19 protein-coding genes and 1 pseudogene are annotated in these 21917 nt (G+C 55.5%); 3 read left to right on the forward strand and 17 right to left on the reverse strand.

Going from position 1 to position 21917, the window contains the following annotated elements:
* Positions 1–86: 86 nt before the first annotated feature.
* The 6 genes and pseudogenes from JCM15831_RS11995 to JCM15831_RS12015 form a co-directional block, all read right to left on the reverse strand.
* On the reverse strand, positions 87–452 hold the full coding sequence (locus JCM15831_RS11995) for a hypothetical protein (protein WP_025824454.1): 366 nt from the start codon (positions 450–452) through the stop codon (positions 87–89).
* 161 nt (positions 453–613) lie between these two features.
* Positions 614–1237 (reverse strand): flagellar hook-basal body protein, encoded by a 624-nt coding sequence (locus JCM15831_RS18745; protein ID WP_306301850.1) that lies wholly within the window; start codon positions 1235–1237, stop codon positions 614–616.
* Complete coding sequence (locus tag JCM15831_RS22915) at positions 1126–1356, reverse strand: flagellar basal body protein (protein WP_232228174.1); 231 nt, start codon at positions 1354–1356, stop codon at positions 1126–1128. The genes JCM15831_RS18745 and JCM15831_RS22915 overlap by 112 nt, the downstream gene beginning before the upstream one ends.
* Positions 1357–1403: 47 nt before the next feature.
* Positions 1404–1810, reverse strand: a pseudogene (flgC, locus tag JCM15831_RS18750) (flagellar basal body rod protein FlgC).
* A 22-nt stretch (positions 1811–1832) separates the two neighbouring features.
* The gene (locus tag JCM15831_RS12010) at positions 1833–2246 is read right to left on the reverse strand and encodes a flagellar basal body rod protein FlgB (RefSeq protein ID WP_025824455.1); all 414 of its coding nucleotides are present in this window, start codon (positions 2244–2246) and stop codon (positions 1833–1835) included.
* A gap of 131 nt (positions 2247–2377) precedes the next feature.
* The gene (locus JCM15831_RS12015; protein ID WP_025824456.1) at positions 2378–4747 is read right to left on the reverse strand and encodes a hypothetical protein; all 2370 of its coding nucleotides are present in this window, start codon (positions 4745–4747) and stop codon (positions 2378–2380) included.
* Here JCM15831_RS12015 and JCM15831_RS21585 point away from each other — a divergent pair.
* On the forward strand, positions 4741–4911 hold the full coding sequence (locus JCM15831_RS21585; protein ID WP_156938863.1) for a hypothetical protein: 171 nt from the start codon (positions 4741–4743) through the stop codon (positions 4909–4911). The genes JCM15831_RS12015 and JCM15831_RS21585 overlap by 7 nt on opposite strands.
* Positions 4912–5795: 884 nt before the next feature.
* Entirely contained in the window at positions 5796–6593 is a 798-nt protein-coding gene (locus JCM15831_RS12025; protein ID WP_025824457.1) for a response regulator transcription factor, read from the forward strand.
* On the opposite strand, the gene JCM15831_RS21590 is transcribed toward JCM15831_RS12025, so the two are convergent.
* The 10 genes from JCM15831_RS21590 to flhA form a co-directional block, all read right to left on the reverse strand.
* Positions 6553–7155: a hypothetical protein gene (locus JCM15831_RS21590; RefSeq protein ID WP_156938864.1), complete on the reverse strand. Its 603-nt coding sequence runs from the start codon at positions 7153–7155 to the stop codon at positions 6553–6555. The two genes, JCM15831_RS12025 and JCM15831_RS21590, sit on opposite strands and share 41 nt — an antisense overlap.
* 43 nt (positions 7156–7198) lie before the next feature.
* A complete protein-coding gene (locus JCM15831_RS12030; protein ID WP_025824458.1) occupies positions 7199–7945 on the reverse strand; it encodes a flagellar hook assembly protein FlgD in 747 nt (248 codons plus the stop codon).
* A 74-nt stretch (positions 7946–8019) separates the two neighbouring features.
* Positions 8020–9936, reverse strand: a complete 1917-nt coding sequence (locus tag JCM15831_RS12035; RefSeq protein ID WP_156938865.1) for a hypothetical protein — start codon at positions 9934–9936, stop codon at positions 8020–8022.
* A 34-nt stretch (positions 9937–9970) separates the two neighbouring features.
* A complete protein-coding gene (gene motA, locus JCM15831_RS12040; RefSeq protein ID WP_025824460.1) occupies positions 9971–10840 on the reverse strand; it encodes a flagellar motor stator protein MotA in 870 nt (289 codons plus the stop codon).
* A 96-nt stretch (positions 10841–10936) separates the two neighbouring features.
* Positions 10937–12007, reverse strand: coding sequence for a flagellar motor protein MotB (locus JCM15831_RS12045; protein WP_025824461.1), 1071 nt, complete (start codon positions 12005–12007; stop codon positions 10937–10939).
* A gap of 18 nt (positions 12008–12025) precedes the next feature.
* A complete protein-coding gene (locus JCM15831_RS12050; RefSeq protein WP_025824462.1) occupies positions 12026–12790 on the reverse strand; it encodes a hypothetical protein in 765 nt (254 codons plus the stop codon).
* 100 nt (positions 12791–12890) lie between these two features.
* Positions 12891–13334 carry a hypothetical protein gene (locus tag JCM15831_RS12055; protein ID WP_025824463.1) on the reverse strand — a complete coding sequence of 148 codons (444 nt, stop codon included), beginning with the start codon at positions 13332–13334 and terminating at the stop codon, positions 12891–12893.
* On the reverse strand, positions 13334–14779 hold the full coding sequence (locus JCM15831_RS12060) for a FliI/YscN family ATPase (RefSeq protein ID WP_025824464.1): 1446 nt from the start codon (positions 14777–14779) through the stop codon (positions 13334–13336). The genes JCM15831_RS12055 and JCM15831_RS12060 overlap by 1 nt, the downstream gene beginning before the upstream one ends.
* Positions 14779–16533 (reverse strand): DUF1217 domain-containing protein, encoded by a 1755-nt coding sequence (locus JCM15831_RS20395; RefSeq protein WP_025824465.1) that lies wholly within the window; start codon positions 16531–16533, stop codon positions 14779–14781. Before JCM15831_RS20395 ends, JCM15831_RS12060 begins: the two co-directional genes overlap by 1 nt.
* A gap of 251 nt (positions 16534–16784) precedes the next feature.
* Positions 16785–18983, reverse strand: coding sequence for a flagellar biosynthesis protein FlhA (gene flhA, locus JCM15831_RS12070; RefSeq protein ID WP_025824466.1), 2199 nt, complete (start codon positions 18981–18983; stop codon positions 16785–16787).
* A 219-nt stretch (positions 18984–19202) separates the two neighbouring features.
* Here flhA and JCM15831_RS18760 point away from each other — a divergent pair, with 219 nt between their 5' ends.
* Positions 19203–20669, forward strand: a complete 1467-nt coding sequence (locus tag JCM15831_RS18760) for a tetratricopeptide repeat protein (RefSeq protein ID WP_198024320.1) — start codon at positions 19203–19205, stop codon at positions 20667–20669.
* 133 nt (positions 20670–20802) lie between these two features.
* Here JCM15831_RS18760 and JCM15831_RS12080 read toward each other — a convergent pair whose 3' ends face one another.
* A complete protein-coding gene (locus JCM15831_RS12080; RefSeq protein ID WP_156938866.1) occupies positions 20803–21606 on the reverse strand; it encodes a transglycosylase SLT domain-containing protein in 804 nt (267 codons plus the stop codon).
* Positions 21607–21917 lie beyond the last annotated feature (311 nt).

The raw sequence follows: 21917 nt of genomic DNA on the forward strand, positions 1-21917 counted from the left end.
CAAATTAGTCGAGAGCCGGATGGCAAACCTGAGAAAAGGGGTGCCTAAGAGAAGTCGCTCGGTCAAGGGCGCCTCCCGGTAGGCGATCACGGTAGATACGCGTTGGTCGGAGGCGTCTGCTTGAGCGGAAGGTTGAGACGGTTCGCATTTTGCTCCTGCGTCAACCCGGTTGGGCCTTGAGCGACCTGTCGTGCGACGTTGGGCATGAGATCGGGCCTGCTCCAGCAATCGACGCCGTTCCAGCTTTGCGTGCAATACGGCTGTGGCGCAGGGGGGCGCTCGGGAGGGGCACACCAGTCCTCGCCTTCCTGAATATAGCCGGCGTTGCAATCGCGTCCCGTCAGATGTCGGGCGACATCGTCTGCTGCGCAGCCGCTCAGGAGAAGACTCAACACGGCGAGGCTGGCAAAGCGGGGCGACGTCGCCGGTGAAATTCGATAGCTCGGTTTCATGCTTTACGTCTCGTCCGCGATAAACAGAATTGTGCTGGGTGTGCTACGCCCTGAAAATAGCCCATGGGGAGCCTTGCCACCGACGATTGTCGATATCGGGTGAGATCTTGGTGAAACACCAAAGGCACAAAGAGCCGAGGCGTTAAGCGGTAACAGGGGGCTCAGGTTGTGGGCTCCGCCGTGATTTTGTCGATCGCGCTTTGAGTGCGCGTGGCTTCGGTCTGGATGAGCTGAAAATTGAGATCGTAGTCGCGCTGGATCTGAATCAGGTGGGTTGTCTCAGACACAGCGTTAACATTGCTGCCCTCAAGCATTCCCTGATGGAGCTCGGGCGACGTCACAGGGCGGGTCTGAGTCGTTGGCTTCATCAGGTATTGCCCTTCAGCCTGAAGCGTCTGCTGGTTCTGGACTGAAACAATTCCGATCGAACCGAGGGCGCCGTCCGGTGTCGAAATTGTTCCATCCTTGGCAATTGAGAAATCCGCAATCTCAGGTCTGAGAACGATGTTTCTGCCATTGCGATCCAGAACAGGGTTGCCGGAGCCGTCGGTAAGCGTGCCGTCGAGCCGACGCGTAAACTGTCCATTACGGGTCAGCCTTACGCCCTGCGTGGTACGCACCGAGAAATAGCCCTCGCCGTTAATGGCGACGTCTGTAGAATTTCCCGTAGTTTTCAGCGGGCCCTGATCGTAATCACGGAACGTTGCCTTGTCCTCAGTATAGCTTGATCCTTGTCGCCAGAAATTTGCCCTGCGCCTTTTTGATGCGCAAGAAATTGCGAGAATAACTGACGAGAGGTTTTGAACCCGTCAGTATTTTCGTTCGCAAGATTATTGGCGGTGATGTCGAGGCTGCGCTTCAGCACGTCAATTCGTGAAAGCGCAATATAGGCCGTGCTGTCCATTACAATCCGTCTCGTCTTTTAATTACATTGCCGGGAGATCGGGCTTCTTATTTCATTAAATTGATCGTGCGCGTCAGCATTGCGCGCGTAATCTGCATCGTGTTCAGATTGGCTTCATAAGAATGCTGGGCTTCATGTGTGTCGAGGATTTCGGTCATCGTGTCGACATTCGGCATCTTGACCATTCCCTTGGCGTCGGCTGCAGGATGTCCAGGATCGTAATGCGTTTCGAAGTCAGACTGGTCCTCGCCAATTTCCCTTACACCGACAGAAGATGAGCCGTGCTGCGATCGAGCATTTCCTTGAAGGTAATGGTTTTGCGGCGATAAGGATCAGACCCAGGGGTAGAGCCGGTTGTCTCGACGTTGGCGAGATTTTCGGCCGCCACTTGCAGACGTTTCGCCTGCACCTGCATTCCTGCTGCGGAAATCCCGATCGTATCTGAGAAGTTCATGGTTTACTCTTTCCGATCAGCGTTAGGACGACGAGCCGAGGGCCAAAGAAAACATCGACATGTAAGTGCTGTAGGTATTGGTCGCGAGGCGCTGCTGGTCGTTAGTGGAAGCGATTTTTTCAAGTTCGCTTTCCACATTTACCTGATTGCCATCGATCGAGGTGTTGCCAGCGACATGGGCAGCCGAACTTTGCAAGGATGCGGCGGTGATATGACCGGGGTCAGTGCGTGTCAGGGAAACCGCGAGATGGTTCTGTAGCACGCCCTGAAACTGCGGCACGTCACGAGCTGAGTAGCCGGGTGTGTTCGCATTCGCCACGTTGCCTGCAAGCACGGATTCCCGCGACTGCAGCCATTTCATGCGTTGAGTGGCGAGGTCGAGAACGTCCGTTCCGGTGGTGGAAGCAGCCATTTGCACTGAAGCAGCTTGCAGCATGATAATCCTGCCAATCTTTGCGCGGCCTCAAATGTGCCGCTAAATATTTTAAATATGAAAGCACTTTAGTGCGGAACTCTGACAAAGAGAAGCATAACTCTCTCTTGTAACAAAAAAACTCGATTATGTCCTCAGGGCGCGCGTTCATCATCGTTAAGCGACGCATCGTCTGCTCCGCTTTGACGAAGTACTGAGAAGAGCTTTGCATGCGTATCGTCCAGACTCCGCTTGCCGATACGATCCGAAATCCATTGCAGCGAATTCTTGTCGCCCGCTCGAGAGGCATCTGAAGCAAGTCTGAGTGCGAGGTCCTGCTGCGATTTGTCCAGATCACCCTGGGCGGGTATCTGCAGCATCGCTGCCGCCCGCAATTCGGCCGCTGCAGCCAGCCACTGGCCCTGATTTTCATGAAATTGCGCTCCTAGAAGGCGCGCATCCAGACCTGATGTGTTTTTGAGTAGTCCTAACCCTTTGGATTTGTCGCCTTTCATCAAGGCGATCTTGGCCCTTATGAGGTCACGGTGCGCCTGCAAGGGCTGAGGCAGCGACGTGCTTTCGGTCCGGTCGAGCGCGGCTGCAGCCGCCTCGGGCTGCTGATGCGTTAATGCTGCTTCTGCGAGGGACGCGCCCGCATCAGCCTTGCTCTCCGGCGTTTCCAAGGCAGGGATCGCTTCGGAAAGCGCCTGAGTCGCATCGTCTGACAAGCCTAGCGAAAGGAGAATTCGTCCATAAGCCGCGAGAAGTGATGCGCGAGCCGGTCCTTGTGGCAGCGCGGGCATATGAGCTTTCAAGAGAGCTGCGTTTTTGACCAGCTCTTCCTTACTCATTGCGTCATTCGTCTCGGCAGCGACACCCTGCAAAGCCTGAAGCAGGAGCTCGTTGCGGCGGGTGCTGTAGTGCGACGGCCCCCGATGCGGTACGCCTTGATCGATTATTTGAGCAGCGTTCTGCCACTGTTTGGCTTTCGCGTAGATTTCTGCTTGCGTGAGACGAAGATTTCTCTCGCGTCCGGCTAGTCGGGCGTCAAGAATAAGATCGTCGAGTGCTTTGACGGTTTGCTCAGTCGTCAGTTTGCCGCGGTCGTGATCGAGAAGGATTTTCGCCTCGGATGCCTTTTCTGAAAGGCTGAGATCCCGATCGGTGGAGAGGGCAGAAAGTTCAGCATACGCCCGATCATTATTATTTTGTCTCTGCGAGGCGAGCGCTCTTGCCAGACGGTAAGCAGGTTGATCGGGAAGCCTATCGAGTGCGGGAAGATCGGCAAGATCGCCATGACGTGCAATAGCCTCCGCTACCAGAGGCAGAATCAGGTCTCTCAGGTTCGTTGGGTAAGCGCGCACACGGTCGAGATCGAGGGCAAGACGGTGCACGCTTCGACTGTCGCTTTGATCCGCGGCTTCGAGGTAGAGTGCGCGCCAGAGTTGCAGCGCTCTCTGTTGCTTCTCAGGCCAGGGACCGTCCAGGGCGCTCGCATTTTTCGGAAAACCAAGCATCAATTCGGTCGCAGCCAGAAGGAAACGGACTTCAGGCCGTCCGACTTCTTCGGGATCGTCGCGAAGAGCGACGGTCAGAATGCCTCGGGCTTCCATAAAAGCGCCCATGCTGAATGCGACGCGCGCCGCGTCGATGCGCTTGTCGAAGCGGTCGGCCGGTTGCGAATCGGCGGCTTTGAGAAGGCGGTCGTGATAGCGCTTGAGCAGTTCGGCGTCCGGAAGATCCTGAAGGCCCAGCCATTTGAGATCGACATCATTCGCATAAACGGATTGTCCGTCATCTTCGAACTTACGGCCGTCTCTGTTCAGGAGAAGTCCCGATTGGACGGCGACCAGAGCAATGTCTGGGTCACGTGCTGCAATGACCACGCCCTCAAGGGTTGGCCAGACATCGTAACCCTGGGCGTGTCGCATCGCCAGTATTCCCCCGTCATCGAGAAGCGACGTGCCGACAAGCAATCTCTCATTGGTTGAGGGGTCTGCCACAGTCAGAACGCGTCCACTTCGACGCATGGGATACAATATGCCCTCATTGACCGCAGACGGGTTAATGACGTGATTTTCGTGCGTTTTCACGTTGGGTGGCGCTTTGTCTCCAAGAACCCATCCCTCGGCGCGCTGGTAAAGAAAGAGTTGTCGGGTATCGTCCCGTTTGAGCTGAATGAGCGTCGCGTCAGGAAGGAGACTTACCGTTAATGAGGCAAAAAAACCGCTTCCATGGATGGTGCTAGTATCCATCGGAAAGGCATTATCTACGACGATGATGAGTCGATCGCCGCTCTCAAAAGCGGCTATTCCAGCTTGCGACGGTATGGGCAACAACACCTGGTCGACAGCCGCTCCATCGAACGCAGGGCCTGCCGCTGCTGGCGCACCGTTGTTCGGCGGGGCAACGGGAAACGTCCCTTTCCCGACATGACCTTTCGCCGCGTCGGATTGCGTCGGTGCGTCGAGAATTTTCGCACGCCAAGATGGGGGGAGGCCGTTAACGAGATCACCAGATGTCAAGTGGGATGGGTCAGTCGCCACCGACTCCTTCGGTGCAGGGGCTGGTGGCGAAGACTTATGCTGGCGATCTGGAGAGTGCTTTTGGGGCGCACCCTGCACCGGGGCAGCGAGAAGGCAGCCGTAAACGATGGCGCCGCATTTATAGCGGAGCCTGGGAGACGTGAACTTAATTATGCTGAAAACCACCTTCTATACTGCCGATCCATGAGGCTGAAATTGAGTATCTTCTAGGATTAGGAGCACTGGGGGGCTCAGACAAGAGAGCGACCTCTAACTTTCCTCAAGTGAGGAAATTGATCGCCTGGCTCAACGTTGAGGAGCTTTTCGATCCGCTGGAGCGCAAGAGACCGCCATTGGAATCGAAATCGCTCGACAAAGTAGAAGCTGTTTTCTCGACAGCTTTTGCGATTTGATTTTGGCCCGTCCGCGCAGTGTTATAGGCGTCATGCGACGCAGAGACACTCGATTGACGCAGGTAATTTGAAATAGTCGATGCGGCGGAAATATCTGACATGCTGCCCTCTTCGGCGTCGAATGATTGCGCGGTTATATTCCGCACTCTTGTGAAATAGACTTGTAATTATTGAGCAAGGCTTAACGCCGACACATGGAAGTCCGTGTGCGGTAATTTTTTGTTAAGCGCATTTTGTAAAGTGGTTCGCGTTCGAGAACGCTTTTTCATATTTAAATCCAACACCACATTCTTAGCATGGAAGTTCGCTACGTAAAATTATTTTTTCGGGCACTGTCGAACGTTCGGCGCCTATTGGGAGTTACACGGGCGCAGCTATTTCGCTTTCGAATGGGGTTTAACGTTCTTTTGCTCACACGGGAAAAGATTTTGCCGCATTTTGCTACAAAGGAGTGGTGCTTCGAGAATGACTGATGTATGCGTCGAATTAGCCGCAACACATGGAAGTTCGTGGCGCTCATTCAATGTGACGCGAGTCACAGAAAAATTTTCTAAAATCTTTCCTCAATAAGAATTTGTTAAATAAACGTAGATATAATTATTTGTATCGCAAAAAAAATTAGGCGGTGAATTACAATGCGCGTTTTGTGTGTTGGTGAAAATATTTTATATGGTCGTCCGAGCGAAGCCCTTTCTAAGGCTGCCGTTGCGGGCTCATTGTCCCTTGCGACAAGTGAATTGTCGGGTGTCGTCGAGACGCTGCGTCGCTCCCATTACGATATAGTCGTCGTACAGCAATCTGCTTCGGACGTGCGCATCGTGCGACAGATCCGAAAAGGAAAGATTTCTGCGCCGATCGTCGTTGTGCGACGTGACGGAACCGCGACCGGAGAAGTCGAACTTCTCACTGCCGGTGCAGATGATTGCGTTGCCGAAACTGCAGACCACACGGTGCTTTTGGCCAGGCTCCGCGCCGTTATCCGGCGCGCTGGCGGCCATGACAGCGCGACGCTCCATATCGGACGTTTGACGGTCGGCATCGAGCGCCGCGAGGTACATATCGATGCAGCGGTCGTTCCGTTGACACGCAAGGAATATGATCTGTTTGTTTTGCTTGCGATGCGCAAGACGCAGGTTCTCAGCAAGGAAGTTCTGCTCGATAGCCTCTACAGCGGTGAAGACGAGCCGTTTGGTAAAGTGATCGACGTCATGATCTGCAAGATCAGAAAGAAGATCCGAGCTTTCGGGATCGATGAGCCTTTCACCACTCAGTGGGGTATCGGTTATCGCTTAAATGAGAGTGCGTTTAATCCAGTGACAGTCACTCTGCCTCAAGAGGATTATCGTATCAGGCCAGCAGTGAGAGAGAACTGCCTGCCGGTTCTTGCTGGCATCAATATTCTTGGGATTGTAGCACCAGCAAATCGCCCCTGATCCGGGTCATCCAGCAAAAATAAACGCCGTGGAATTTTTTCCCCGTTGCGGATAACGCAGCGGGGTTTTTCTTATTTGACTCTCTAAGTTTGTCCTGCGCGTAGGCAGTCATGGCAGCGCCATGCCTCGCATTGCCCTCATATAACCAAAAGTCGAACGGCGTGAGATGTCGGTCCGGGCAGACCCGGTGCCCTTGCGGCCGAAAAGGAAGGCATACTCGTGTGATCAACTGCGTACGAGATGCTGACCTTCGATAGCGCGGCTCTGCTAGATCATCGGAAGACGAGCCGTTCGTCGGCGTGATCGACGTCAGGGTTTGTGCAATCCCGAAGGTACCCGTTTTTTCGGGAGCAAAGCGTTGTTCACCGTCAAAGGGAAAACAGTTGCTGACTGAATAGCGCTGCTCCTGATCCAGGGACCGGATTTGGCGCATAAAGCTGACTGAATCACGCCCGCGATGAGCGGAGATCGCAGCTTGTAACCTCAACGAGGTCAATATTTCGGTGATTGTTGCGCCAGGGCATCGCCGTTGATCGACGCATAGGAAGGCAAAAAAGCCCAAAGAGGGCTCCCCGCTGCGTGAGGCACAGCGGGGATTGTCGCACTCAGCTCTCGGTGGTAGCGGCTGTCGAGGCCTTGCTGAAGTTCGTAACGCTCGAAACGGGGATCGACGCGCGACCCATTTCGACAACGACACCCGAGCTTCCCTTGCTTACGCCGGTGACGGTTCCAGAGACGCTGAACGGGAGATCCGACGTTGTCCCGGTGGAGTCCATCGTTTTGACCGAAACGCTGTAAGCGCCGTCGGCAAGCTTGTTTCCGGAATTGTCGGTTCCGTCCCACTTCCAGGTATTCGTGCTGGAGGCGGCGGCGCCGGTATCTGTCTTGACGATTTTACCGCTCGAATCGCTGACCGCGATCGCGACGGTTTGACCCTGAGTTGCGGAGAAGCTCAGAGATGCCGAGCTGTTCTGTAGCGGCAAGGTCGTAGAGGTAGCTGTTGCGACCTGACCAATCCACTGGCTGCCCGAGCTGAGCTGGCTGCTTTCGTTGAGAGAAATGAGTGTGGAGAGGTTGGTGTTGGTCTGTACCTGCTGTTCCGTTCCGGCAAATTGGACCAGCTCAGAAGTGAAGGAGTCTGAGCTCATTGGGCTGCTCGGATCCTGATGCTGCAGCTGCGTTGTCAGGAGCGTCAGGAAGGTCGTGTAATTATTCGCGAGGGACGAGAGCCCGAGGCTCGACGACGAGCTTGAACTCGAGGAGCTGCTGGATGTGGAGTTGGCCGACGCCTTCGCGGTTGCTTCGGCTGCCTGGATGAGTTTGGCTTCGTTGCTGACGGTTGACGTATCCATAAATGTCTTCCTTTGAAATAGGTTCTTCTAAAAGGGCGCCGTCCACCGAAAGCGAGGCGCGCGAGGGAGATGACTTAAGCCGTAATATTGACGCCACCTCCTGCCTCGACCGCTGTCGACGCCTCACGCAGCGGTACAATGGAGGTGTCTGTCTCGCTGGATAGTGTGCCCTGAATCCAGGGGCGTGTATTGGAGCCGCCCTGCTGGTTCTGTTGTGGGGTGTTGCCCATGAAATTGCCGGACAGATCGGGGCGGCTGGACGAATCCTGCTGTCCGTCACCGCGCTTCGAATCTCCCGTGTTAACGGCAGCCGCCACAACATCGAGCTTCATTCCATTTGTATCAATTCCAGCAGAGCTCAGGGCTGCGAGAAGATCCTTCTTGTTATTGGCCAAATGCTCAGCTGTTTTTGTGTCGTCGCTCTGAAGAACGATCCTCGTTGCCAAGCCACCTTCGCCCTCGAAAATAAGCCGGACTGGCGTGTTATCTTCCGTCTGTACCGTCATTGAGAGAGAGCTCGACAGGTCTGCGCCCGAGGCGCCCTGGTCGGAGAGGCTCGTCTTGGCGGCTTCGGCCGTAGCGAAAGTAGTCGTCTGCTGGGGCGTCTGTGTCTGGCTTGTCGTGTTCGCCACGAGTGACTGGAATGTCACAGGATGAGACGTGTTCGTCGCAAGTTGCAAGACCGGGCTTTTGGCTGCGTTCTCGGTGCTTGGCTCGTCGTCTTTGGAAGAGGAAGAGTCGTCGCCCGACATGGACTGATGGTGTGACATATCCGCGCTACTGAGCGTGACCGGCGCCTGGGCCTGCACAGGCTGGTTCGTCGTCGTTCGTGCAAGGGGGGTCGCTGTCGATTCTGCTCCTGAAACCGGGAGGCGCGTCGATTGACTTCCGATTGTCTGGGCGAACGGCGTCGTCTGTACCTGGGCGGAAAATGCGCCACTTGTCAGGCTCATAGTCTGATCAGAGGGCGCTACACTGTTCTGTGTCAGTTCCTCCGAGACAGGAGGCTTTGCTTGATCGGTCTTCTCATCCAAGATGAATGCTGTCGAGACCGACTGGATTACTGGTGCCGAATCCTTGTTTGAGACATCTGGACTGGTCGATCCCGCCTTGACGGTCACATTCGATATCTGCGCACCATTAGGTGCCACTGAAAAAGCAGCAGAAGGCGTAGCGCCTGAGATCGCGCCGAGAGAACTGAGAGTCGCACCCGAGCCAGCGCTCGCAACGACGACTTTCGGCGCTGCTGACGAAGGTAATGACCAGTCGGCACCTAAAACGGCTTTCTGTGAGGGAAGCTGAATTACGCCTACGGAGGCCTGTGGTGAGGACGTCGTCGTGTCGCCCAAGTTGGACGTCACGGCAGAGCTGAGCGTCGACAGGCCCCAGGACGCATCTGCCGATCCCGTGGCGCTGACCAGACTGGCTCCAACGGACGCCGACATGATGCCACTGGTTGTTGCTTCTGCTGGCTGAGCTGGAAGGGCGGAACTCTGCAAAGACGCCCCCATAAACAGGGAAGCGAAGGTAAGGGCATCGACAAACTGGGTTGTCGTTGCCTGGCTTGCCGCGGCGCTCGTCAGGTTCGTGTCTTCATCATCTACCGAGGCATTGCCGGAGGTCGCGTGTCCAGACGATGTCACATTTGCCAGCGTCGCGTCTGCACTTGCCGGGGCAGGTGCTGGCGAAGTGGGCTGCTCGGAGGGCAGGGAGGCATTTGCATCGGTATTTGCGTCGACGCTGCTACCGCTGTTGTCTGAAGAACTGTCAGAAGGAATGGTGTTTTGACGGCTCGACGACGTGTCATTGCGCTGCGTACCGGCATTCGCTGCTTGCAGCTGTGTGCTGAAGCTGTCACTCGAGCTCGTTCCGACCGTCGCCTGATTGGTTTTGACTGACCCGCCTTGCAGAGCGTCAAGAAGCGATGTCGCTTTTCGCCCGGCCAATCTGGTGGAGCCCTCAGCGGCCGACGGATTTACCGGAACTCTCATGACTTATCCCCTGCGTGCGACTGTAGGCTCATACTCAGCTCGCCGCCTGCGATTCAGATAATGCCATATCCAGCTCGAAAAATGTCGGCATAAAATGCGGTGGAATGTCTTTTCTTCCTATTTCCGCGCTGACCTGTGGCGGATTTCCCTGCAAATGAGCAACGAGTACCGTTTTAATGATGTTCTGATAGCGACCGTCCTGCAAAATAACGGACTTCATGCGTGAGGCCAGTGGGGAAACGACCCCGTAGGCGAGCAACACGCCGAGGAATGTTCCGACGAGCGCACCGGAAATCATTTCACCCAAAATCGCTGGTGGCTTGCTGATCGACGCCATCGTCTTGATAACGCCGAGCACGGCAGCGACAATGCCAAGGGCAGGAAGAGCATCCGCCACGCCGCTCAGGCTTTCGGAGATATGGAGTTTTTCGGCTTCGTTTTTATTCAGCTCGCGTCCCATTACCTCGTCCAGCTGATACGCATCTTCGAGGCTCAGGCTGACCAGACGCAGGTAATCGCAGATGAGATCGCGTGTTTCCTCATCGTCTCTGATTTGAGGAGAGAGGGCGAAGATCGAGCTCTCCTGAGGGTTTTCAACATGCTCTTCCAGCGCCATGGCACCTTTGGTGCCAGCAAGACGTGTGAGGCGAAATAGAATGACGAGCAGCCCGATATAGGACGCTTTGTCATGTTGTGGCCCTTTGAGAACCAATTTGAAATTATGGGGAAGTTCTTTGATCGCGCTCAGCGGGTTCGACATCACAAAGATGCCGACTGCTGACCCCAGAATGGTGAGTAGCTCGAACGGCATCGATGCAAAAAGCGGTCCGAGCACGCCTCCAGAAGCGGCAAACGAGCCAAAAACGCAAAGGAAAGAAAAGAGGAGACCTCCGATAAAAAGCATCTGGTACTGTCCGTTTCTATCTCAAATTGCGTATGACGATTAAATTTAAAGTCTGAGTGCGGCGTTCAAGTATTCTAAACTGTAATAATGAACCTATCATTTTTTAGGTTCGGAAGTCGTCTCTTTTTCCGATGATGCTGCGGCTGCCGGTGCTGTATCCGGGGCAACCTGCTGAGCCGGATCGCCTTTGATCGGATGCTGACGATGCAAAACAATGACAACCCGTCGGTTCGCAGCGGCGGACGGATCTGCCTCTTTGGCAAGTTCGCGATCAGCCCCGCCAACGACATCCTGAATGCGCCCATCGGAAAAACCAGCCTTGACGAGAACTTCACGCGCACGATCGGCACGCAGCGCCGAGAGCGTCCAGTTCGACATCGCCCCTGCGGAATTTCCACGAAATGGCGCGGCATCCGTATATCCCACGATCGAGACACGCTCTGGCATTGGCGCGAGCCATTTTGCGATTTCTGTTAGCATTGCCGTGCCTCTTTTATTGGGCGACGACGCTGCGAGATCGAACATCGGTTCGTTCTCGGTATCATGCAGCTCGATCCGAATTTCCTTACGACCGTAAGAAACGGAAAAATTATCGATTTGGGCTTTCGTCTCTGGGTTGGTCTTGAGGGATTTCTCCAGATTCTCGGTCATTGTTTTCAGATTGGCCTGCTCGGTCAGGGCGACGTCTGAGTTGCCCGACCCGAGGGGGGCCGTCGGAGAGCTTCCAGCACCGCCGATGGGGACGATAGCCGCCAGAGTTCCTTTTTTGTCGAGCTTTGCCAGAGTGTTAACAGGCATCTCTTCCAAAGCAGACGTGCTGCTGTGGCTCTTATCGGGCACGGGAACGGGCCCTGTCGTGTCAGAATCGTCCTCGTCATCTTCCAGATGATCAAATCGACTACCCGCAGAGGTGGGGGAAGGCGGGCTATCGATCGGTTTTGTCGGCGGCACCGCAGATTTTTGATCAGCAAGAGGATTGAAGTACTGAGAAATACCCCGACGCTGCTCATCTGTCGTGGCATTTAAAAGCCACATGACGAGGAAAAACGCCATCATCGCGGTCATGAAATCCGCATAAGCGATCTTCCATGCACCGCCGTGATGGGCCGCGTGGCCACCTCCGTCCTGACGACGGATGATGACAGAAGGGCGGTTCTTCTTCGCCATGAGCGTTTACCGTCTCAATCAGGAGCCTTTGAGGTGCGTCATACCTACGCGCGAGGAGGGTGTGCCGCTGAACGAGGCACGTCCAGCATGAGTCAACGAGATTGAGGTGTCGAGCCAGACCTCGCCGCCAAGGTCACGCCAGCGCTTGCAGAACGTAAAGTCTTCGCTGAGATACGTGCCCGTTTCCTGGTCGATACTGCCATCGAAAAGGGCGTGAGAGACGCTGTCCTGTTCTCCAACAGCCGCATCGATTCGACGATAGGCGGTCTCGGGATGGTGCTTGATCATGGCGGCGATCGCCTTGCGGCTGATCATCATGAAGCCCGTTCCGGCATAATGGGTTCTAAAGAGAGGACCCTTTTCCCAACTCGAATGCATCGCATCGGTTTCGCCCACATATCGAAGCGAAGCAGTTTCCATCGCCTCACCACGGTTCAGGTTCTCCTGAGTACCCTTATCCCAGAAGCGTTCCTTGATCGGATACATGCCCGCGATCACGTCCTTATCTGCCGCAAGGAGTCGGGCAGGGGCCTCTGCAGGAAAGCCGATATCAGCATCGACAAAAAGAAGATGGGTTGCGTCGGAGCGTGTGTAGAATTGATGGACAAGTGTATTGCGCGCGCGACTAATCATCGCATCGTCGCCAAGAAGAGAGAGTGTCATAGGAATGCGAATAATGCTGGTGCAAGCAATAACCGATTCCATATATTCTTGAGTCACCAAGCCACCGAAGCAAGGAGTGGCGATGAAAATCTTTGCGGTCTGGTTTTCTGGCGGCTGCATGATAATCCTGATTGATTTTATGGTGTGAAATCTCTGCCGTACCGACAGAAGGAATTGAGAAATTACTGTTTAGAAAGTCAGACCTGTACGGCCGATATATTTAATAGTTTGAAGACGTAAATGTTTCGTTGATCAATCTGCGGCGGGCAAGTTCATCAAGCTCGTTGCTCTCACGGCGCAGGAGAAAATCATTACGCTCTTTTTCTCGACGCTGGAAGATATCTTGAGTCGCTTTATGAACCATTGTTGCATGTAAAGCAGCAATGCGTGCCTGTTCGACGGCTTGAAGGGTGCGATCGTGAGCTTCGCGTGCCTGCTCGATGCCATTGAGGCCGATCGGGAACCAGGTTCGGAAATCGTCAAGCTCGGAGCGCCCGAGCTGAGCGATCTCCCTTTCCTGCACCATTGTATTTTCTGCGTGCGTTAAGACATTTCGCGCGGTTTCTTCGGTTTCCCGCGTCATGAAAAGTTCTTTTTTAGCGCGTGATTTTTCGGTGTCCTGGATCTTGATGAGACAGAGAAGGGCGCGTGTGCGTCTGGTCATCAGGATAGACCTTGTGAAGCGAGCACGTTGCTCAGGGCCAGAAAGCTGTCCTTCAGGGAGCGATGCTCAGACCGGGATTGCCTGAGCAGGACCTCGAGCTGCGGAGCGACGCGCAGCGCCATATCGGAACGCGCATCATTGCCCTCTCGATACGCGCCCAACTGGACGACATCCTGAATGTCTTCCCAGGTTGCGAGAATGGCGCGTGCTTCCTGAACGAGCCTGTTCTCCTCTACGGAGTTGCAGCCCGAGGCGGTTCGTGAAAGGGAGCGCAGGACATTAATGGCAGGATAGCGTCCTGCTTCGGCAATGCGCCTGTCCATCACAACGTGGCCATCCAGAATACCGCGGACAGCATCTGCGACCGGCTCGTTATGGTCGTCGCCTTCCACGAGAACAGAGTAAATCGCAGTGATCTGGCCGGCGGGCTTGTTGCCAAGTGGCAAGCCCGGACCCGCGCGCTCAAGGAGGCGAGGAAGTTCGGCAAATACGCTCGGCGGATAGCCTCGGGTGGCAGGGGGCTCGCCTGAAGAAAGACCGATTTCGCGCAGGGCGTGGCAAAAGCGCGTAACGCTGTCCATGAGGATCAGAACGGATTTCCCCTGATCCCGAAAATATTCGGCAATTGTGGTCGCGGTATAAGCTGCTTCGCGCCGCATCAGAGGCGGTGAGTCAGAGGTCGCAATGACGACAACGGCCTTGGCCAAGCCTTCGGGGCCCAGGTCGTCCTCAAGAAATTCCCTCACTTCGCGGCCTCGTTCGCCGACGAGAGCAATGACGGCGACATCACAATTACTGTCGCGTGCGAGCATTCCCATGAGAGTCGATTTTCCGACGCCCGAGCCAGCAAAAAGCCCGAGCCTTTGTCCCTCGCGGCACGTCGTGAAGAGGTCGAGCGCACTTACGCCGAGCGTCAGGCGTGGGCCAAGCCGCGCGCGCAGAGCTGCTTCAGGAGGCTTGGCGCGAAGATTGCAGGAGACGCCCTTAGGGGAGAGCGGTGCCTTACCATCGATGGGGCAACCCATCGGATCGATGACGCGACCGATCAGGCCGTCATTGAGGGTCAGTGTTGCCCCGGTCTTGAGCTGGCGATGATTGGCCGCGTGCAGTTTGAACAATGCGCGACACCCTGCACCGAGACCATCCAGAGCGCCGAATGGCATCGCGATGGCATGTTCGCCGCGGAACCCGATGATCTCGGCTTCGGTTTTCCGCCCATCGAGACCGAGCAAAGTCACGCGATCGCCGATCCCCGTGAAATCGGTCATTCCTTCGAGAGTGACGGATAGCCCGATAACACCGGTAACCCGTCCTTCGAGTGTTGCGACAGGTAGATCTTCCAGCGGAACACGCGCGCCTTCCAGAACTGCGCGCAAGCCTGCCTGAACGTTGCTTAGCAAATCACTCTGGTTCGAAACCGCAGGTCGAACGGTTTCATCCTGCATTAAAACAGATCCGAGTAGGTGCTGGACGACGAACTGGATGTGCCGCCAAACAGTGCCAGAATACCGTCCTTGGAGGAGTCACCTCCGAAGAGGTCGAGCATGTTCGCCGGTGTGTCAGCCGGTTGCGGATTGATCTGTAGCATCGTGAGATATTGTTCAGCATATTTCTGAATCTGTTCGGTAGTCTTCAGCTTGCTGAAATCCACCTTGCCCGTGAGCATGCGAACCTGCTGATCATAGCTGAGTGCGCCAAACGTCGAGGGGTCGAACCCTGAAACCGTCTCAACAACTTTGAGAAGCGCACTATCGGACATCAGCTGGCTCATCGATGTGACGCTTGCCATCTTGCGGGTGAAGTAAAGTGCGTTGCCTACTCCGCTATCGGTGTTGTCGTCGTTCGTTTCAAACTGTTGCTTCTCATAGTCGGAGACGATCTCATTGACTGAAACGCCATTGACCGTGCTCGAGACGGTGCTGTCTGTCGTCATGACGCTTTGAGCTGGCTGCGCGCTGGTCGAGAGAGACGGTGGCTGAAGAGTTACCGAATACTGGACGCCGTTTACGGTCGCCTTGAGCTGCGGCAGGTCATGGGAGTAGTTCCCATTGACCTTGAGCAGATTGCCGGAGTCATCAAAGCCAACCGAAATGAGCGTGCTGCTGACGTTAGAGCCATAGGGATCGATGACGTAGGCGTTCCATGTATCGGGTGAGTCTGCGTCCTGAGCCCATTTTACGGAGAGATAGGTTCGCCCCAAAGTGATGTTGTTTTTGTCGTCAGCGGCCTGATTAGGATTGAACGGCGCCGTGATGTAGCTCTGTCCCGTCCCGGTGAGAGACCCAATCGTTGCGGAAGGCATCGTGAGGGAGGTGCTATTTGAGGAGTCGGTATTCTGCAGGCTGACGGCCTGGCTGGTGCTGCTCGTTTGATAGCTGTTACCGGCCATCACCACACCGCTGGTGCCACCGATTGTCCCGAGCGAGATGGAAATGGATTGGCCCGTGCCGCTTGCGTCGTTCAAAGTGATCGGGAGAGCGACGGCCTGACCTGATGTGCCAGACGCAATCGACGCGCCGGTCAGCGTGTTCGTTGCGGACGCAAGCGTGCCATCCTGATTGAAATTCACGGTAAAGGCGTTGCTATCAACCAGCGCATTGCCGTCTGCATCATAGGCAGAAACGTTCCAGCTGAGGGGGTCTGAACTGCTTTGCGTCCATTTGAGCGCAACTTGATGAGCCGCCGAGAGATCGTCGTAAGCCGTAACCGACGGAGATGTGTAAGTCTGACCGGTCGAGCCTGACGAAGGGAGCGTCGCACTCACGGTGATTGTTTTGGTCGGGGTGTAGGTCGTGCTCAGTGCCGTGGAGCCGCTCCCAGCGATGAACGTCGTCTCCGAGCTTGAGCCCTTGTTCTTGCCCCAAACAGAGAACGCATCGGCGAAGGCCAGCCAGGTTGCGTTCTGGGATTTCTTGGCGAGCGAAGTGCTCGATGTAGGGTCTTGCGTCAGCAATTGCTTCAGCAGCGCAGTCGCGTTGCTATATGAGCTCATGCCGAAGGCGCCCAGAACCACCTGTAATGAAGAGTAGTCCTTGAGCAGAGCATCTGCCGAAGTGATTGCAGGTGCTTTTTTCTCGAAAGACGCAATAGCCTGCTTCGTCGCAACGTCGGATTTCACGTAGTTGGACGCCGCAAGGTCTTCATCTTTCAGGGCTGAAAGATAGCTTGCAACGGGGGAAACATTAGTGATTCCGGCCATTTGAATGATCCTCGACTTTTGCCCGCTTCGACCTGCGATTGCGCTTGTCAGACTTGGCGAGGGAGAGGATCGAAAGAGCGTCCTGACAGCGTTATAAGACGCCCACCTCCGCTCCATTCGCCCCATAATTTTGGTGCGAAAGTACCGTCTGTGAGTTCCTCAGGATAGGATGTTAAGGTTACCAATAAGTTTCCGAAGCTGGTTTTTACCCTCGGCGATAACGTGTCGCAGATAACCGATCCCTGACGGGATCAGGCGATCGTCTCGATCGTCTTGATCCGGGCGCGCGGATAGATTTCTGTCTGGGATAGGACAGGGACAGACGGTCGGATACGCTCGACGATAGAGCGCATGGGCTCACGCACGGGCGATGAGACGACGATCACAGGCACTTCGCCGCTTGCAGAGACATTGTTGAAGGCATCTCGAAGCTTCCCGACGAACCGATTCAGCATTGAGGGGGGCATGGCCAGACGCCGTTCATCGCCTTGGCCTGCAATATGCGTCGCGAAATCGTTCTCCCACTCCGGAGAGAGGGTGATCATGGGGATGTAGCCACCCGGTCCTTCGAGCCCGGTGCAGATCTGCCTCGAGAGACGGATGCGAACATGGCCTGTCAGCGCCTGAATGCCACGCATGCCCAGACCGCTTCCTTCCTGAATACTTTCGAGGATGGTTGGCAAGTCGCGGATCGAAACACGTTCTGCGAGCAGAGACTGCAGGACACGTTGCACGGTGCTGAGCGAAACCTGCGAGGGGATCAGATCGCCAACAAGTTTCTGCTGCTCGCGAGGGAGCTCATCGAGCAGGCTCTGTGTCGCGACATAAGTCAGAAGATCAGGAAGATTCTGTCTGACCAATTCGCTGAGATGGGTCACGAGCACGCTGGCTGGATCGACGACCGTGCATTTCATGGCGACCGCCCTCGGCTTGAGCGACGGGGCGATCCACACGGCTGGCAGTCCAAAGGCTGGCTCTGTTGTTCGCTCGCCTTCTAGATCGGGAATGCCACCAGACGGGGTCATGGCCATCAGGCGTCCTGGTCTGACATCGCCGGACCCGATCGTGATCTCCTTGAGCTTGATCACATAGCGTTCGGACGGCAGGAGGATATTGTCCTGGATCCGAATGGGCGGAGTAATGAAACCCATCTCGGCGGCAACCGTGCGACGAAGTGTCTTGATTTGCTCGGTAAGCTGCGCGTTTTCACCATTGGTCATGGGCAGCAGGCCAAAGCCGAGTTCGAGCCTCAACAGGTCGAGTTTGAGAACTTCCGAAATTGGTGAGGCATTGGCTTGGGGGGCAGCTTCGGCCTCTTCCTCTTCGACATGATCCTGCACAGGTGCTTTCCAGCGCCACCAGGCGGCCGCGCCAGCCAGACCCGCGATCGTCAGAAAGGGCAGAGCCGGCAGTCCTGGCATCAGCGCGAAGCACCCCGAGAGAATGGCTGCCAGAGCCATAGGCTTGGGGTTGCCGCCTAGCTGACGCACGAGGGTCACGTCGGCCGAGCCGGCAGTGTTGCCTTTGGTGACCACGATACCCGAGGCTGTCGAGACAAGAAGAGCGGGGATCTGTGACACCAATCCGTCGCCGACTGTGAGCGTGGTGAACGTGCTCGCAGCGTCCGAGATAGGCATGCCATAGCGCAGCACGCCAATGGCGAGGCCGCCGACGATATTAATCGCAGTGATGATCAGTGCCGCGATGGCGTCTCCGCGCACGAACTTGGCGGCGCCATCCATGGCACCGTAGAAGGAACTCTCTTCTTCCAGCTCTCTGCGCTTTTGTCTGGCGACACGGTCATTGATGGCACCGGATGACAGTTCCGCATCGATCGCCATCTGTTTTCCCGGCATCGCATCGAGAAAGAAGCGCGCTGCCACTTCGGCGATACGCCCAGACCCTTTCGTGATGACCATGAAGTTCACCACAAGCAGAATGCTGAACACGATGCCGCCGATGACGACATCGCCTCCCATGAGGAAGCCGCCAAACGCTGCGACCACATGGCCCGCTGCGGTAGCACCCTCATTGCCATGGCTGAGGATGAGCCTCGTGGTTGCGATCTCGAGTGACAGGCGCAGCAAGGTTGTCAGCAGCAGAAGTGTCGGAAACGACGTGAACTCGATCGGGCGCTCAAGAAACAGCGAGACCATCAGGACGAGCACGGACGAGGTGATCGAGAGCGACAGGCCGAGATCGAGAATGAACGTCGGGAGCGGAATGATGAGAATCGACAGGAGCATGAGTACGCCGATGGCGAGACCCACGTCAGTGCCCGGAATGGCTTTGCGCCAGGACGTCTTGTAACTGCCGCACCGGTAGGAATCCGTAGCACGCGTCAGATTGCTCGAGAGGGAGGAAAAAAGCTTGGTCGTGACTGCTTTGCCGGGATATGGCTTGGGAGCGCCGGGTCCGGGAGAGCCTTTCGCAGTATCCAAGATTTCCATTTCCCTTATTTTTTCGCGCTGACACAGAGTCACATTTAGGCGTGATCGCGGTCGGCTAAATTATTTGATGAATGATGAGCCCGTTTACGCGTTGGACAAAGCGCGGATTTCAACAGAGAGGTATCCCGACTTCTCGGGCGAAGCAAGATATTAAGCGCAAGCTGCATGTCTTGCTGTGCTCAGAGCGACAGAGGTTTTCCAACGCATATGGATCACAAGATGAGTCAGGACGCAGGCGGCCCGAGTGGGCCGAAAGAAGAGCAGACGATCGCAGTTGGTGTGGTTTCCGCTAACGAGGAGAAGTGGTGGATAGATCCTGCTTCTCCTCCTGAAGCCACCCGGTTTGCTCAGTCTTGCGAGAGCCTTTTCGAATCTGGCGAGGGCGTATTAGCCCTGCAGCGTGTGCTGGAAACGCTATCAGTGCACGGAAACGATTGGCAGCTGTCGCTTGCAGGGGCATCTCTCGTAATGCGTTATACGACACGTTACGATATCGTCGATGTCTTGTTACGCAACGTCTTGAGACTGCAGCCGGACAATGTTCAGGCGCAGTCGTCGTCGGCTCATCTCAGTATCGCTCGGGGCGATATCGCTGGGGGATGTGCGCGTTTTGCGGAAATGATCGCTCGCTATCCAGGGAAAAAGATCGAAATTGGTGAATACATCACCATGTCATTGCTTGAGGTCGGATATCCAAGCGAGGCGCTGGAGATTCTCAAATACCTGTTAGGGGCGGGCAATGTCAGTGCATCTCTTTTGAATAATCTGGGATGCGCTTTGGAACGCCTCAATCGTTCTACCGAGGCGCTGCCTTGGTATGAAAAAGCGCTTCAACTCAGCCCGGAGCGCCCTGAAATCGTCTTTGGTTATGCCTGCACCTTGATCAAGGCCGGACAATTCGAAAAAGGCTGGCCGGTCTATTTCGAGCGCGCCCTACAATTGAGCAAGATACAAAATTGGCTTCGCGGGATGCCACGCCTGCGCCCGGATACCGAGCTGAGTGGCAAGCGTGTCCTTCTTTTTCAGGAGCAAGGGCTGGGCGACACACTACAATTTATTCGCCATGTGCCGGTCCTGCTCGCTCGTGGAGCAGACATAAGTTTGCATGTGCCGAAGAGTTTGGTCCGTCTCATGCGCATGTCCTTCCCGGCGATAACTGTTTTGGAGCCTGATCCAATCTCGGAAGGGGATCTTTACGACTATGTAGCACCGATTCCGGATCTTCCCTATCTGACAAACGTGCACTCGATCGGTGATGTGCCGGCAAAGGTGCCTTATCTGGTTGCCAAGACCGAGGACACAGCCCGTTTTGAGGCATCGCTTCCGCAGAAAAAGCCGAGAATCGGCTTGGTCTGGGCGGGCGAGCGGCGCTCGCGCTCGGAATTCGCTCTGGCAGATATGCGTCGGTCAGTGAGCTTCGAGGACATGACCAAGGCTCTGCTTCCGGTCGAGGCAAGTTTGGTCAATTTGCAATTCGGTGTTGAACGTAAGTCTCTGGCGGAGTGGCAGGGTCAGGAAATTTGCGACCCTATGGGTGCTGTCCAGGACATGGCCGACACGGCTGCACTCATGCAGGGGCTCGATCTTATCATCTCTGTCGATACCTCACCCGTTCATCTGGCGGGGGCACTCGGACGCTGTGTGGCTCATCAGCCGATGGGACGCGTGCTGGCGCTGGGGGGATGAGGGACAGGGTAGCCCCTGGTATCCGACAATGCGCGTTTTCCGCTCAGGTGAGCGGTCATTTGCCTCGGTGTTGCAGGAAGTGGGTAAGGCGCTTCGTCTTTGGGTGGATATGTGGCAACCGCAGTGAGATCGATCAGCCAGTCGGCCGGGCGATCTGCACGGGCATACTACGATAGGACGCCAGGCTGCGTCCTTTCATGCCTGTCATTCCCGACCGATGGGCGAGCGGCTGTGTGAAATGAGAAAACCCGGTAAAAGGATGAAAATTCTTGACGACCGGTGGGGGGGAGGTCGGACCGTCTTCGGCCATCATGACGTTACGGGTGGCGGCAGTCGCAGGCATTTGCGCGAGAGTACGGTGTTTGGTGGAGCTTGGGGGAGCAACCCGCTCGTCCTCAGGGATCGCCCAGGTTTCCAGTACCTTCCATTGATAAGGCGCACCAATTCCCGGTGTCTGAGAGTGGTAAGCCGCGGCAGCGCGCGGCCAGCTGCCCATTTTATCATGCATCTGGATGAGGAATCGCCCGGCATAGAGGGCGTTCACCGTTGGGTCGAAAGCCTGATCCAGTGACGAAAAAGCATCAGGGTGTTGTTGAAGGTTGACCTGCATGCAACCGACATCGATCGACGTGACGCCTTGCGCGCGAAACTCGGCAGCGGCTGCGACTGCTTCGCTTTTCGACTGATAATAGTGACCCACTCCACTCGCCATGATTGTCCAGGGCCAGGCAGAGAGATGTCCGCTGCTGTCTGTTTTTCCGCTCTCGACCCGACTGATCGCATAAAGAAAGCCATCGGGGATGTGCAGGGCGCGTTCCGCCTGGCTTGTCGCGCTGTGGCATAGTTCTGCCTCTGCCGTTTGTGCAATAGCCGGGGCGGACAGGGCCGATGACAGAAATGCCATGCTCAGTGAGCTGGTGAAAAAAAAGGATTTCATGATTCCGATGACGATCTGGCATGAGCGCACGGCTCTGATTAGCTGTATAGAGATATTCTTAAGAAAAAGTTTTCGTGCCTGAATTTCAGGATTTAAATCGGGATTTTCCGTATCGCTAGCGGATCCTGATCCATTTTTACAATCATAATCGTACGTGACGCGGTGCTTCCGAGAAAAAGCCTCTTGAGCTGTGCGATGTTATGAGCCGAAAGAGTTGTAAATTGATCAGCTGTGACGTAGGTTGATACCCGAACAGCCCTCAAAGAGATCGTGAACTGACGGCATTTCAAATTATCAAATTGTATAGATTT

Source organism: Asaia astilbis JCM 15831, from assembly GCF_000613845.1.
Classification (GTDB): domain Bacteria; phylum Pseudomonadota; class Alphaproteobacteria; order Acetobacterales; family Acetobacteraceae; genus Asaia; species Asaia astilbis.

What these genes read in the sequence shown, in the direction of transcription:
- JCM15831_RS11995 (WP_025824454.1), bottom strand. Translation starts at nt 452, where the DNA reads ATGAAACCGAGCTATCGAATTTCACCGGCGACGTCGCCCCGCTTTGCC.
- JCM15831_RS22915 (WP_232228174.1), bottom strand. Translation starts at nt 1,356, where the DNA reads ATGGACAGCACGGCCTATATTGCGCTTTCACGAATTGACGTGCTGAAG.
- JCM15831_RS12010 (WP_025824455.1), bottom strand. Translation starts at nt 2,246, where the DNA reads ATGCTGCAAGCTGCTTCAGTGCAAATGGCTGCTTCCACCACCGGAACG.
- JCM15831_RS21585 (WP_156938863.1), top strand. Translation starts at nt 4,741, where the DNA reads ATGTCAAGTGGGATGGGTCAGTCGCCACCGACTCCTTCGGTGCAGGGG.
- JCM15831_RS12025 (WP_025824457.1), top strand. Translation starts at nt 5,796, where the DNA reads ATGCGCGTTTTGTGTGTTGGTGAAAATATTTTATATGGTCGTCCGAGC.
- JCM15831_RS12030 (WP_025824458.1), bottom strand. Translation starts at nt 7,945, where the DNA reads ATGGATACGTCAACCGTCAGCAACGAAGCCAAACTCATCCAGGCAGCC.
- JCM15831_RS12035 (WP_156938865.1), bottom strand. Translation starts at nt 9,936, where the DNA reads ATGAGAGTTCCGGTAAATCCGTCGGCCGCTGAGGGCTCCACCAGATTG.
- motA (WP_025824460.1), bottom strand. Translation starts at nt 10,840, where the DNA reads ATGCTTTTTATCGGAGGTCTCCTCTTTTCTTTCCTTTGCGTTTTTGGC.
- JCM15831_RS12045 (WP_025824461.1), bottom strand. Translation starts at nt 12,007, where the DNA reads ATGGCGAAGAAGAACCGCCCTTCTGTCATCATCCGTCGTCAGGACGGA.
- JCM15831_RS12050 (WP_025824462.1), bottom strand. Translation starts at nt 12,790, where the DNA reads ATGCAGCCGCCAGAAAACCAGACCGCAAAGATTTTCATCGCCACTCCT.
- JCM15831_RS12055 (WP_025824463.1), bottom strand. Translation starts at nt 13,334, where the DNA reads ATGACCAGACGCACACGCGCCCTTCTCTGTCTCATCAAGATCCAGGAC.
- JCM15831_RS12060 (WP_025824464.1), bottom strand. Translation starts at nt 14,779, where the DNA reads ATGCAGGATGAAACCGTTCGACCTGCGGTTTCGAACCAGAGTGATTTG.
- JCM15831_RS20395 (WP_025824465.1), bottom strand. Translation starts at nt 16,533, where the DNA reads ATGGCCGGAATCACTAATGTTTCCCCCGTTGCAAGCTATCTTTCAGCC.
- flhA (WP_025824466.1), bottom strand. Translation starts at nt 18,983, where the DNA reads ATGGAAATCTTGGATACTGCGAAAGGCTCTCCCGGACCCGGCGCTCCC.
- JCM15831_RS18760 (WP_198024320.1), top strand. Translation starts at nt 19,203, where the DNA reads ATGAGTCAGGACGCAGGCGGCCCGAGTGGGCCGAAAGAAGAGCAGACG.
- JCM15831_RS12080 (WP_156938866.1), bottom strand. Translation starts at nt 21,606, where the DNA reads ATGAAATCCTTTTTTTTCACCAGCTCACTGAGCATGGCATTTCTGTCA.